Annotated in this window: 12 protein-coding genes; 5 read left to right on the plus strand and 7 right to left on the minus strand. The window is 71.4% G+C overall.

The features are described 5' to 3' along the window. The first annotated feature begins 42 nt into the window (after nucleotides 1–42). Both AAFF41_RS47385 and AAFF41_RS47390 read left to right on the plus strand, forming a co-directional pair. Complete coding sequence (locus AAFF41_RS47385) at nucleotides 43–630, plus strand: RNA polymerase sigma factor (protein ID WP_319749790.1); 588 nt, start codon at nucleotides 43–45, stop codon at nucleotides 628–630. Further along, nucleotides 620–1,372, plus strand: coding sequence for a hypothetical protein (locus tag AAFF41_RS47390; protein ID WP_319749789.1), 753 nt, complete (start codon nucleotides 620–622; stop codon nucleotides 1,370–1,372). Before AAFF41_RS47385 ends, AAFF41_RS47390 begins: the two co-directional genes overlap by 11 nt. On the opposite strand, the gene AAFF41_RS47395 is transcribed toward AAFF41_RS47390, so the two are convergent. The 4 genes from AAFF41_RS47395 to AAFF41_RS47410 all read right to left on the minus strand — a co-directional run bounded on the left by AAFF41_RS47395 (nucleotide 1,350) and on the right by AAFF41_RS47410 (nucleotide 5,557). Further along, nucleotides 1,350–2,294 carry a serine/threonine-protein kinase gene (locus tag AAFF41_RS47395; RefSeq protein ID WP_343326016.1) on the minus strand — a complete coding sequence of 315 codons (945 nt, stop codon included), beginning with the start codon at nucleotides 2,292–2,294 and terminating at the stop codon, nucleotides 1,350–1,352. The genes AAFF41_RS47390 and AAFF41_RS47395 overlap by 23 nt on opposite strands. Further along, the gene (locus AAFF41_RS47400; protein WP_319749787.1) at nucleotides 2,291–4,153 is read right to left on the minus strand and encodes an ABC transporter ATP-binding protein; all 1,863 of its coding nucleotides are present in this window, start codon (nucleotides 4,151–4,153) and stop codon (nucleotides 2,291–2,293) included. The genes AAFF41_RS47395 and AAFF41_RS47400 overlap by 4 nt, the downstream gene beginning before the upstream one ends. 121 nt (nucleotides 4,154–4,274) lie before the next feature. Next, nucleotides 4,275–4,445, minus strand: coding sequence for a hypothetical protein (locus AAFF41_RS47405; protein WP_319749786.1), 171 nt, complete (start codon nucleotides 4,443–4,445; stop codon nucleotides 4,275–4,277). Between the two features lie 89 nt (nucleotides 4,446–4,534). Continuing rightward, nucleotides 4,535–5,557 (minus strand): helix-turn-helix transcriptional regulator, encoded by a 1,023-nt coding sequence (locus AAFF41_RS47410; protein WP_343326017.1) that lies wholly within the window; start codon nucleotides 5,555–5,557, stop codon nucleotides 4,535–4,537. A 122-nt stretch (nucleotides 5,558–5,679) separates the two neighbouring features. On the opposite strand from AAFF41_RS47410, the gene AAFF41_RS47415 reads away from it, so the two are divergent. Next, entirely contained in the window at nucleotides 5,680–6,264 is a 585-nt protein-coding gene (locus AAFF41_RS47415) for a DinB family protein (RefSeq protein WP_319749969.1), read from the plus strand. 153 nt (nucleotides 6,265–6,417) lie between these two features. Beyond that, on the plus strand, nucleotides 6,418–7,518 hold the full coding sequence (locus AAFF41_RS47420) for a winged helix DNA-binding domain-containing protein (protein ID WP_343326018.1): 1,101 nt from the start codon (nucleotides 6,418–6,420) through the stop codon (nucleotides 7,516–7,518). Nucleotides 7,519–7,531: 13 nt separating this feature from the next. On the opposite strand, the gene AAFF41_RS47425 is transcribed toward AAFF41_RS47420, so the two are convergent. Continuing rightward, nucleotides 7,532–8,539 (minus strand): phosphotransferase, encoded by a 1,008-nt coding sequence (locus tag AAFF41_RS47425; protein WP_343326019.1) that lies wholly within the window; start codon nucleotides 8,537–8,539, stop codon nucleotides 7,532–7,534. A 170-nt stretch (nucleotides 8,540–8,709) separates the two neighbouring features. Between AAFF41_RS47425 and AAFF41_RS47430 the strand changes: the two genes are divergently transcribed. Beyond that, entirely contained in the window at nucleotides 8,710–9,882 is a 1,173-nt protein-coding gene (locus AAFF41_RS47430) for an acyltransferase family protein (RefSeq protein WP_319749782.1), read from the plus strand. A 127-nt stretch (nucleotides 9,883–10,009) separates the two neighbouring features. Here the strand turns inward: AAFF41_RS47430 and AAFF41_RS47435 are convergent, their stop codons facing one another. Together AAFF41_RS47435 and AAFF41_RS47440 are read right to left on the minus strand one after the other, a co-directional pair. Then, complete coding sequence (locus AAFF41_RS47435) at nucleotides 10,010–11,479, minus strand: aldehyde dehydrogenase family protein (RefSeq protein WP_319749781.1); 1,470 nt, start codon at nucleotides 11,477–11,479, stop codon at nucleotides 10,010–10,012. Between the two features lie 85 nt (nucleotides 11,480–11,564). Beyond that, on the minus strand, nucleotides 11,565–12,311 hold the full coding sequence (locus AAFF41_RS47440; RefSeq protein ID WP_343326020.1) for an aquaporin: 747 nt from the start codon (nucleotides 12,309–12,311) through the stop codon (nucleotides 11,565–11,567). Nucleotides 12,312–12,440: the final 129 nt, after the last annotated feature.

Here is a 12,440-nt window from a genome sequence, read left to right on the forward strand (position 1 = left end):
GGCCGGGCAATCTCCTGGCGAGGGCGGACCGTATATATGGGTATGTCGAGATTCCGGTTCCCCGTGGGCCGTCTCCCGGACGAGGCTCTGCTGTCCGGGCTGGCCACCGGCGACCCGGAGCTGGCCGTCACCTTCGTACGGAGGTTCCAGCACACGGTCTTCGGTGTCGCCGTCGCCGTCACCGGGGACACACAACTCGCCGAGGACATCGCCCAGCAGACCTTCGAACGTGCCTGGCGACATGCCCAGATCTACGACTCGCGGCGCGGCTCGGTGAAGACCTGGCTGACGACCATCGCACACAACCTCGCCATCGACGCCGTCCGCGCGCGGCGACCGGAACCGGTGGCGCCCGAGGACCTCGACGTGATCCTGGGAGTCGTCAGTGACACCCCCGAACAGCACGTCCTGGCCGACGAGGCGTCCTCCCGGCTGCGGGCGGCGATGGCGGCGCTGCCCCGCGAACAGGGCCGCGCGCTGGTGATGGCGAGCATCTACGGCATGACGGCCCAGCAGGTTGCCGACTGGGAGAACATCCCCCTGGGCACCGCGAAGACGCGCATCAGGACCGCGATGGCGAAGTTGCGCACCACGCTCGCGTCCCCGAAGCGAGGCGACCATGTCCAATGACATGACCTGCGAGAAGCTGCGGGAGATCGGCGCCGAACTCGCCCTCGGCATACTGCCGGGCCGTGAGCGGGCCGCAGCGGTCGCCCACCTCGACCGATGCGCGGACTGCCGCGAGTACGTCGAACAGCTGACCCTCGTCGGCGACGGGCTGATCGGACTGCTGCCGGGCTGCGAGCCGCCGGTCGGCTTCGAGACCCGGGTGGCGCAGGCGCTGACCCAGGGGACGCCGGCCCAGGACGGCAGGGCGCGCGCCCGCGTTCCGGGCGCCTGGCGCAGGGGCTTCGGTGGCCGGCTTCGGCTCCGGCTCACCTCCGCGGTGGCCGCACTCGTCCTCGCCGTCGGCTTCGGTGGCTGGGTGGCCGGAACGGCGATCGAGAACGTGGTGGCCGGTGCCCCCCGGTCCGCCGGCGTGGCCGACCTGCTGCATGGCGATCTGACCTCGGTCGCGGCCCCCAGGCAGTCGGCCGGCGAGGTGTACGCCCACACCGGCTCCCCGGGCTGGATCTACATGACGATCGACCTCACCGGCACGCATGCCTCGTACAGCGGCATGGTCTCCTGCCTGCTGGAGCGGCGCGACGGCGGCACGGTCCGGACGGGCACCTTCACCCTGCACCAGGGCCGCGGGTTCTGGGGCGGCCCGACCCCCGTCGACCCCGCGTCCGTGTCCGGCGCCCGCTTGACGTCGCCCGACGGCACCGTGCTCGCCACCACCCACTTCACGTCGGGCGGGGAAACGTAGCGACGTCCCCGGCTCCCGGGTTTCCGGAGGAGGGCATACGAGGGCCGTACGCCGGGAGGATCGTGCCGAGCGACGCGGCCAGTTCGGTGACCGTCGGCCGGGCCGACGGGTCCATGTCCAGGCAGCCGTCGATGGCCGCCGCGAGCGCGCGGGGCAGCCGGCGCCGCGCGCCGACCGGCGGTGCGCTCACCCCCGGCCGCGGACACCGGTGGTGATCTCCGTCGGCCGTACTTTCCGCGGTCCTGCGCGGGTCGAACGGCGTGTCGCCGCTCGCCACCTCGTACAACGTGATGCCGATGCCCCAGACGTCGGCGGCGGCCGTCAGCGGGCCGCCGCGGGCCTGCTCCGGCGCGCGGTAGCGGAACGTGCCCAAGTCGGCCGGGGCGCGCCCCGGCGGCCGCGCCACACTGAGGTCGAGCACTTTCGCATGGCCGCAGTCCACCACCACGTTGGACGGCTTGAGGTCCAGGTGCAGCAGGCCCCGGCCATGCAGGTAGTGGACCGCGGAACACAACTGCACGCCGAGGAGGGCCACGTCGCCGGCCGCCGCTCGCCGCCGCAGGCGGTGGACGAGATGGGACAGCGTCTCCCCGGTCAGCGTCTCCAGGACGACGAGCGGCTCCGGCCACTCCAGGGTCTCGTACGCGCGGACCAGGTGCGGATGGCTGAAGGCGCACAGCCACCGGCCCTCCCGCAGCAGCCGGGCCCGCGGCACAGCCTTGTCGCGGCGGTCCGGACGTACGACCTTGACGACACACCGGCAGGCCCGCTCCTCGCTCCACGTGTCGTACAGGTCCAGCCATCCCGTGCGCGTGAGGTGTCGCAGGATCTCGTAGCCCGGCGCGGGACGGGTGCCCGGGGCCAGGGGTGGGGCCGGGCCCCCGGCCGTGGGCGCCCGTACCCGGGTGCGCGTCCCGGTCACGACGGCACCGTCCCCGGCAGCGGGCCGCCCGCCCGGACGGGACCGGGCACGGCGTGCAACCGGTGGAGACCGGCGTACGCACCGCCGCGCGCGAGCAGGTCGTCGTGGGTCCCGGTCTCCAGGACCCGCCCGTGGTCGAGTACGACGATCCGCGTGGCGTCGCGGACGGTGAGGAGGTTGTGCGAGATGACGACGGTGGTCCGCCCGGTCATCAGGCGACGCAGCGGGTCCATGACGCGCTGGCCCGATCGGGCGTCGAGGCCGGTGGTCGGTTCGTCCAGCAGCAGCACGGGCGCGTCCCTGATCATCGCGCGGGCGATCGCGAGGCGCTGGCGCTGTCCGCCGGACAGCGTCCGGCCGCGCTGGCCGACCATGGTGTCGTAGCCGTCGGGCAGCAGTCGGATGAAGTCGTGGGCGTCGGCCGCGCGGGCCGCCGCGACGATCTCCGCGTCCGTCGCGCCGGGTCGGCCGTAGGCGATGTTCTCCCGCACAGTGCCGTGGAAGACCAGCGTCTCCTGCAGGACCACCGCGAGGCTCTCCCGCACGTCGGACAGGGCCAGTTCCGGCAGGTCGGTCCCGTCGAGCCGGACCGCGCCCCGGTCGGGGTCGTAGAACCGCAACAGCAGCTTGGCGGCGGTGGACTTGCCGGCGCCGCTCGCGCCCACCAGCGCCAGGGTCTCGCCGGGGGAGACGTGGAACGACACCTCGGACAGCGCCGGGGTCGGCGTACCGGGGTAGCGGAAGGACACGCTCTCGAACTCGACCTCACCGCGGGCCCGGCCGATCCGGCGGGCGTCGGCGGACTCGACGACCTGGGGACGCTGGTCCAGCAACTCGATGATCCGTTCCGCGGAGGCCGAGGCGGCGTAGAAGGTGTTGCCGAGGCGGGACAGGTCGCGGATCGGGCTGTAGAGCTTGCCGATCAGGGCCAGGAAGACCAACAGTCCGCCCAGCGTGAGCTGGCCCTGCGCCAGCTTCCAGGTGCCCAGGCCCATGACGGCGAGACCACCGGACACCTCGATGAGCTCGACCACCGGCCGGTAGACGGCACGGATGCGTGCCGTGGTCATCGAGGCCTGGAACCTGCCGACGTTCTCGCGCTCGAAGCGGCGCTCCTCCCAGCCCTGCCGGTTGTACGCCTGGACCAGGGCCACGTTCCCCAGCGACTCCTCGGCGACGGCGCTCAGGGAGCCACTGCGGCGCCTGCGCTCCCGGGACGCCTCCCTGACCAGCCGGGAGAAGTGCCGGGCGGCGCGCCAGAACAGCGGCACGATGACGAGGGAGAGGAGCGTCAGGTCCCAGCGCAGGTAGAACAGCAGCCCGAGGAAGACGCCCAGCCGGATCACGTGATAGATGCCGTCCGCCACTCCGGAGAGCAGGAACGTCTCGACGGCGTCGACGTCACCCGTGACGCGCGACAGTACGTCCCCGAGCCGCCGCCGTTCGAAGAACCCGAGCGAGAGCTGCTGGACATGCCGGAACACGTCGGCGCGCAGGGCCAGCAGGAAGCGTTCGCCGACCCATGTGGCCGTCATGTCGTCGGCGAACCCCAGGACGCCGGAGGCGACGACCAGCCCCAGGTAGGTCGGTGCGATCCAGAGGAACGGTCGTAGGTCCCGCGGGACGAGCACGTCGTCGACCACGACCTTGAACAGCAACAGTTCGACCGCGTCGACCAGGGGACCGGCGAGACTGAACAGCACGAGCGGCACGAGCCAGTGCCGTCGGCCGCGGGTGTAGGGCCAGAAACGGCGGAACACCTCGCGCGGTGGCACCGGCGGCGCGGCCGTCACCAGGGGCGCGGACTCCTCGCCCACCAACAGCAGCCGCTTCAGAACTTGGCTCGGGACACGCCTCATCGCTTGCGTCCGTCATCCGTCATCCGTCTGTCGTCCGTCATCCGTTCGTCGACCGTCGCTCGGACGACGAAGCGGACCAGCTCCGGTCGGTCCTCCGGACGCCGGTCCGCTCCCGCTTTCACTAGTCGTGGCCGGACCGGCGGTCCTCGAAGTCGGAGTGACGGCCTTCGTGCCTGTTCATCGAGTGCTCGTCGTGACCCGAGTGGTCGTTCCTCCCGTGGTCGTGGCCGTGGTCGTGGCCGTGGTCGTGGTCACCGTGTCTGGCAGGAAAGAGATCACTGAAGATGGCCATGGCATTCCTCCCACTGGGGTGTGCCTTGTATCAGATACGGCCCCGGGTGCCGTTTAGATGGCGTTTTGACGTAAATAGTTGGTTTTGTCTTATTGGGATTTCCGCGTCAGTACCTCGGTCGCGGCGTCGGCGTAGCGGCGGGCCAAGTGCGCGAAGGCGTCCTTGAGTTCGGTCGGCCCGACGACCTCGATGTCGGCGTCGAACCTGCCGAGGGTGGCCGCCAGGCCGGGCCACGACCACGAGCCGAGGACGAGGCGGCAGCGGTCCGGGCCGAGCTCCTCGACGATTCCCTCGCGGGTGTGGCGCAGGACGACGGCGGCGGGGAGGTCGAGGATCACCTCGCCTCGGCAGGGCCAGCCGTCGGAGCCGTCGGAGCCGTCCGAGCCCTGGAACCTGCTGGTCACGAAGGCGGCCACGTTCCCGCCGGGCAGTTCACGCGGAGTGAAACGGGGGCCCGTGGGAGTGCGCGGGCTGATCCGGTCGGCACGGAAGGTGCGCCAGTCCTCGCGGTCGAGGTCCCAGGCGACGAGGTACCAGCGTCCGCCCCAGGTGACGAGGTGGTGGGGCTGCACCCGGCGCGGCGGAGCCCCGGCGGGGTCGCGGTCGCCGGTGCCCGCTGGGGACTCGGAGGTGTAGTCGAAGCGCAGGACTTCGCGGGCGTGGACGGCGTCGCCGAGCGTCATGAGCACGCTGCTGTCGACCTGTGGCTGCGGCCGGGCCACGGGCCGCTCGACGGCGGTGACCTGGAAGGTTTCGACGCGGCGACGCAGTCGCGCGGGCATGACCTGTCGGACGGTGTTCAGCGCCCGCGCCGCGGCCTCCTCGATACCGGCACCGGTGGTGGTGGCGATCTGGAGCGCGACGGCGAGGGCCACGGCCTGGTCGTCGTCGAACAGCAACGGGGGCAGTCGTGTGCCTGCGTCGAGTCGGTACCCGCCGTCCGGGCCCTTGGCGGCCACGATGGGGTAGCCGAGCTCGCGCAGGCGGTCGACGTCGCGTCGCACGGTGCGCGGGCTGACGTCCAAACGGTCGGCCAGCAGCGCACCCGGCCAGTCCCGGCGCGCCTGGAGCAGCGAGAGCAGCGACAGCAGCCGCGCTGAGGTCTTCTGCATGACTTCCATGGTGCCCCGAGAAGCGGACACAACCTGACCGCTTCTCCTGCGACTGTTCTTCCGTGCCGGACAACAGCAACGAACAGCCAGCCAACAGCAACGAAGAGAAGGCCCCGATCACCGTGAGCGCCACCACCACGCCCTCCACGCCCCCCGCACTCGACGACGAGCGGGCCGACCTGCTCGCCCAGCTCGCGACCGCGCGAGCCGCCCTGACCAACACGACGCACGGGCTCAGCGACGAACAGGCCGGCGAGCACCCGACGGTCAGCGCGCTGTGCCTGGGCGGGCTGATCAAGCACGTCGCATCCATCGAGGAGGGATGGATGCGCTTCGCGGTCGACGGCCCGTCGGCGATGCGCTACGACCTGCCCGACGGTGTCACCTGGGCCGACCTCACGGCCGGCACAGCACGCGAGTTCCCGCAGTGGGCGATCGACCACCAGAACGACTTCCGGATGCTGCCCGGCGAGACGCTCGCCGGGATCGTCGAGCGCTACGAGCAGGTCGCCGCCCGGAGCGAGAAGGTCATCGCCTCCCTGCCCGACCTGTCCACGACGCACCCGCTGCCGGAGGCGCCCTGGCACGAGCCCGGAGCAGTGCGCAGCGTGCGCCGGGTGCTGATGCACGTCATCGCCGAGACCGCCCAGCACGCCGGGCACGCGGACATCCTGCGCGAGACGCTCGACGGGCAGACGTCGACCTGACCGGTGACGGACCTCGACCGGGCGGCGGCTGCCCGCCGCCCGGTCCCGACCGCGTGACCCGCACGGAATCGATCAAGACCTGTACGGAACCGAAGGGAACGGCGAGACCGTGAAGATGTGCGAACCGGGGCGGACCGGCATCGGCGTGCCCCGATGACCGTTCTCGACACCCGGGCCCTCAACCGCGCGACACTCGCCCGACAACTGCTGCTCGATCACGCCGACCTACCGGTCCACGACGCCGTCGCGCACCTGTGCGGTCTCCAGGCACAGGAACCGCAGGAACCCTACGTCGGACTCTGGTCCCGGCTGCGGGCGTTCGACCCGGCGGGTCTCTCGGACCTGCTGACCGGGCGGAGTGTGGTGCGGACCCATCTCATGCGCCGCACCGTCCACCTCCTCAGCGCCGACGACGCCCTGGCCTGGCGGTCCCGCCACGACGCCATGCTGCGCCAACGGGTGCTCGGCACCTACCGCCGCGAGCTGGACGGGATCGACCTGGACGAGCTCGCGGCGGCGGGCCGGGCGGTGATGGCCGACGACGAGCCCCGCTCGATGACCGAGCTCGCGCGGGCGCTCGCCGAGCGCTGGCCGGCACCGGGACCCCGGGCCCTGGGGGAGATGCTGATCGCCGCCCTCGTCCCGATGGCACAGCTGCCGCCGCGCGGGCTGTGGCGCACGAAGGCGGGGGTGCGCAACGTGCCGCTCTCGTCCTGGCTGGGCCGGGAGATCGACCCGCCGACCGAGGACCGCTCCGACCCCGTGGGCCAGGCGCTGGTACGCCGCTATCTGGCCGCGTTCGGCCCCGCCGCCTCGGCCGACCTGCGCGCCTGGTGCGGCCTCGCCGGACTGCCGGCCGCGGTGTCCGCGATACGCGAGGAGCTGGTCACCTTCCGCGACGAGCGAGGCCGGGAACTGCTGGACCTCCCCGGAATGCCGCGCCCCGACCCCGACACGCCCGCCCCGGTCCGGTTCCTGCCGGCGTTCGACAACGCGCTCCTCGGCTACCACGACCGCGGCCGGATCGTCGACGACGCCCACCGCGGGCTGTCGGTCGCGGGCGCCCGCGTCGTCCTCGTCGACGGCCGGGTCGCCGCGACCTGGAACGTCGAGGCAGGCACCGTGAACGTCACGCCACTGCGCCGCTTCTCTTCGGCCGAGCGCACCGCCGTCGCCGAACAGGGGCGGGAACTGGCGTCGTTCCTCTCCGACAGCGAGAGCCGTCGCGTACGGGTTGCGGCGGCTTCTGGCTGAGGGGCACGCCCGGTTACCGCGCGGCATCGAGCGCAGCTGCCAGCCGGGACACGACCTCCAGGTCCGGCATGCCGCGCAAGGAGTCGACGACCTGCCGGCTTGCGAACTCGCGCTGCGCGGCGGTCACGGTCTGGTCGATGGCGCACTCGGCCTGTACGTAGACGAAATTCAGGGCCGTCGCGAAAAGCATCGAGAACGACTGAGGGCCCGTGAGGGCGGCGCGGCCTCCGGCACTGCGATAGGCCCGCGCCAGCCGCCGGGCGGAGTCGATGTCCACATGATTGCCGCCCGACCATACGTACACGGCGCGCGCGAACTCGCGTTCCGCCGAGGTGACCCCGGCGTTGTCCCAGTCGAGGAGGACCGGCCCGTCCCGGCCGACCAGAACGTTCTGGGGCTGCAGGTCGAGATGGGATGTCACCAGATCGCCGGGGTCGGCCGGCGTCACCCAGTGCGCCAACTCTGCCGCGGAGGTGCCGATGAACCGCCCCAGCGCCTCCGCCCAGGGCAGGCCGGCCTGACGGACCTGCTTGTGCAGGGCCTTCCACTCGACGTCCTGAGGGGACCGCTCGTACCAGGAATCCGGCGTGTCGCTCGCGTCCTGTCCCGCCGTGTGGAGAAGCGCCATGGTCCGGCCGAACCAGTCCAGGATGCCCGGATCGGACGCGTCGGCCTCGGCGCCGTCGATCCAGTCGTACAGCTTGACGTAGGACCCGCCCGAAGAACCCGAAGAACCCGAAGAACCCGAAGAAGCGGTGACGTGTGAGACGTACGCACCGTGGCGATTGGGAAAGAGCCGCGGTGACGCGATGCCCAGGTCCTCCGCGGCCTGCCGTAATCCGGCCTCCCGGCGGACCTGCTCCTCGTCGCAGCCGAAGAGAAGCTCCTTCACCGCCCATGAGGAGCCGTTCCCGGAGAACCTCCAGATCTGGCCCAACGCGCCACGGGTGACGGGCGCCAACGCCCATGGCCCGGCGCCGAGTCGGTAGGTCTCCGCTATGTGATCGGCTGTGAAGTGCATTCAGGAACCTCTCCGGACGCTGACGACCAGGCTTCGTGGTCGGGCCGGTTGGGTCGACCTCACCACAGCCCGAACGAGCTCAATCCAACAACAACTCTTGAGTGGGCCACGAGCACGCGACTGTACAAAGAGCGGGCCGCTGCAGGACGACACTCGAGAAAGGAAATCCCGTGGCCACCGAGCAAGTACTGTCCGGCTCCGCGCCGGCCGACGAGAGCGGCGAAGCCGCCGAGCCCAAGCGCCCCCGCGTCTCCCGGCTGCCCTCCCTCACCGGCCTGCGGTTCCCCGCCGCGCTGGCCGTCTTCGCCCACCACGCCTTCCTCCCGATACCCCCGCTGCGGCTGCTGTCCGACGACCGTACGGAGTACCGCCTGGCCGACTGGACCTCGCAGGCCGGCGGCCTCGGCGTGTCGTTCTTCTTCGTGCTCAGCGGATTCGTACTGACCTGGTCGGCGCGGCGCGGCGACACCACGACGGGGTTCTGGCGGCGCAGGTTCGTCAAGATCTACCCGAACTACGTGGTCGCCTGGGCACTGGCCATGCTGCTGTTCGCGAGTTCCTACACCTCCACCCATGTCTCCCTCGCCAACCTGTTCATGGTCCAGGTGTGGGTGCCCAGCTACTTCACCAACTTCAGTGTGGACTCGCCGAGTTGGTCGCTGGCCGTGGAAGCCGTCTTCTACCTGGGTTTCCCCCTGCTGCTGAGTGTCTTCCGGCGTATCGACGCCCGTCATCTCAAGTACTGGATCACCGGAGCGATCGCCGCGGTGTGGGCGACCCCCGCGCTGGCGTACGCCCTGTTCCCGAAGACCCCACGGGTGCCCAGCGGCCAGGACCTCTCGGTCTCGCAGTACTGGTTCAGCTATGTGCTGCCCCCGGTCCGTATGGTCGACTTCGCCCTCGGCATCCTGGTGGCGCTCGCGGTGAAGCACGGGCGCTGGCGGAACATCGGCATGTTCTGGTCGAGCCTGCTGCTGGTCGGGGGGTATGTGCTGACCTTCCACGTGCCCTATCTCTACGGTCAGCGCGCCGCGATGATCCTGCCGATCGCGCTGCTGATCGCGGCCGCGGCCACCGCGGACGTCGAGGGCCGCTTCACCTTGTTCCGCAGCCGCACGATGGTCTGGCTGGGCGAGATCTCCTTCGCCTTCTACCTCCTGCACTACACAGCGCTGTCCACGCTCCGCAAGGCCCTCGGCACCCATCAGATGTACTCCACCGCGACAGGCGTGGCGATGCTGGTCGGCACGGCCGCCGTCACGGTCCTGCTGTCCTGGGCGCTCTACACCCTGGTCGAGACCCCACTCGTACGCCGGTTCAGCCGATCACGCCGCCGCGCCTGAGCTCTCGTAGTCCGACGGCTGTAGATACTTCGGGAAGTACTTCCGGCCCCTTCGACATGCGCGTGTCGAAGGGGCCGGAGTGGGGAGCGGGGCCCGTGAGCCCGGACATCGGTTCGTCCGGCGGATGTCAGATCGGGTAGTGGGCGTGGCCGGAGGTCTGGGCGGTGATCCAGCGGGTGTCGGTGAAGGCCTCGGCGCCCGCCTGCCCGCCGAAGCGCCCGTAGCCGGAACTCTTCACGCCGCCGAACGGAGCCTGCGGCTCGTCCGCGATCGACTGGTCGTTGATGTGAACGATGCCGGTACGCAGACGGCGGGCGACCTCCAGACCGGTCGCCAGGTTCTCGGTGATCACGCCGGCGGTCAGGCCGTACGGTGTGTCGTTGGCCAGCGTCACTGCCTCGTCGACGCTGTCGACGACGTGGATCACGGTCGCCGGGCCGAAGATCTCGTCGTAGTAGATCCTCATGTCCTTGGTGACGCCGGTGAGTACGACGGGACGGATGAGCGTGCCGGGCTCCTCGACCTGCCCGGTGCCCGCTGCCAGCCGTGCTCCCCGGGCCACGGCGTCCGCGACCAGAGCGGCGACCCGTTGGGCCGCACCGGGGTTGACCACGGGGCCGACCGCCGTGCCCGGGTCGGCCGGATCCCCGTACGGCAGGGCCCGGACGCGGGCGGCGAACCCGGCCGTGAACTCCTCGGCGACCGCGCGGTGCACGATGACCCGGTCCACGCACATGCAGATCTGCCCGGCGTTCATGAAGGAGCCGAAGACGGCGGCGTCCACCGCGTGGTCGACGTCCGCGTCCTCCAGGACGAGCAGGGCGTTCTTGCCGCCGAGTTCGAGGACGGCGGGCTTGAGGTACTGCGCGGCCTGGACGCCGATGACGCGTCCGACCTCTGTGGAACCGGTGAAGTTGACCATTCGTACCCGGTCGTCGGCGATCAGCGCGGAGACCACCTCGGCGGCGTCGGCGCGGTCGTTGGTGACGACGTTGAGCACGCCCGCGGGCAGCCCGGCCTCGTGCAGGACGTCCGAGATCAGCAGACCGCAGGCGATCGGTGCGTCCTCGCTGGGCTTCATTACCACGGTGTTGCCCATCGCGATCGGCATCGCGACCGCGCGCATGCCGAGGATGACGGGCGCGTTCCACGGCGAGATCGCGGCGATCACGCCCTTGGGGACCCGTACCTGCGCCGAGTGGACGCCCTCGGAGTTGGTGGCGAGCGTCTGCCCGGTGGGGCCGCTCACGGCGGCGGCAGCCTCCAGGAGGATGTCGGCGGCCAGCTTGGCGTTGAAGCCGGCCCAGGTCGCGACACCCCCGACCTCCGCCGCCATCAGCCGGACGACCTCCTCGACACGCTCCTCCATCAGTCGCGCGGCGCGCAGGAAGATCCGACGCCGCTCGGCGGGCCTGGTCGCGGCCCACGCCTCGAACGCGGCGTCGGCGGCGTCCACGGCTCGGCGTATGTCCTCGGGGGTTCCGGCGGCGACCTCGGCGCAGACGGCGCCGGTCCAGGGATTGATGTCGGATGCCGTGCGGCCGGAGGAGGCGGGGACCTCCTGGCCGTTGACGATCAGGCCTCGGACGGTGGACATGGGGTCCTCCAGGGTGAGTGGAAAGGGGAGAGCGAGTGGGAGTGAGGAGGGGGAGCGGGGGCCGGGTCGGCCGGTGACCTTCGGGTCACGCCGCTGCCGGCGCGGTCGGTGCGGACCGGTCCCGGCGGGTGCGCAGGGCGCGGTGCGTGAGGCCCACGAGGGCCGGGGCGACCAGCGGCGCGATCATGTAGTTCCAGAAGTGGTCGTACTGGCCGGACAGCAGCGCCGGGCCGAAGGCGCGCGCCGGATTGATGCTCGCGCCGGTCACGGTGCCCAGCGTGGCGATGACCACGCCCACGCCGAGCCCGATGACCGCGGGGATCAGTCCGCGCAGGGCGGGTCGGGACATCACCAGCGCGACCGCGACGAACACCGCGGCGAGCGCGGCGCCCTCGACGACGAACAGCTCGACGGCGCCGGTACCGGGTGCGGGATGCACGGCGCCGTACCCGACCTGGCCGACCACCTTGCCCCACACCACCCGGGCCAGCGCGGTCCCGGCCAGGGACCCGGTGAGCTGTGCGGCGACGTACGGCAGGACGGCGCGGCCCGGGAAGAGCCCGCACGTCCACAAGAAGACGGTGACGCCGGGGTGGAGATGGCCGCCGGACGCGCGGCCGGGTGGTGAGTGCATCAGCGCCGCGATCAGCGCGGCCACGACGGTTCCCGCGACGACGAACAGCGTGTCCGGGTCACCGATCGCCAGGGACGAGCCGCGGAAGGCCAGCCAGCGGACCAGGCTGACCACGGCGAAGAGAAGCACCGTGGTCAGCGCGAACTCGTACGCGCTGTGCCGGATCAGGTCCGCGCGGCTCTGGGCGGAAGTGCTCATGGGAGTCCTCGGGGCAAGGGAGGGGGTCATGGGGCGCGGCTCGGCTCCGGCCGTGCCGCGGGGAGGCCGGGGCCGGGTGCGGAACGTCCCACGGTGCGCCCGGCAGACGACCTGTGCTCTTGTCGCTGT

The sequence above is a fragment of the Streptomyces mirabilis genome (assembly GCF_039503195.1).
Taxonomy (GTDB): Bacteria; Actinomycetota; Actinomycetes; order Streptomycetales; family Streptomycetaceae; genus Streptomyces; species Streptomyces mirabilis_D.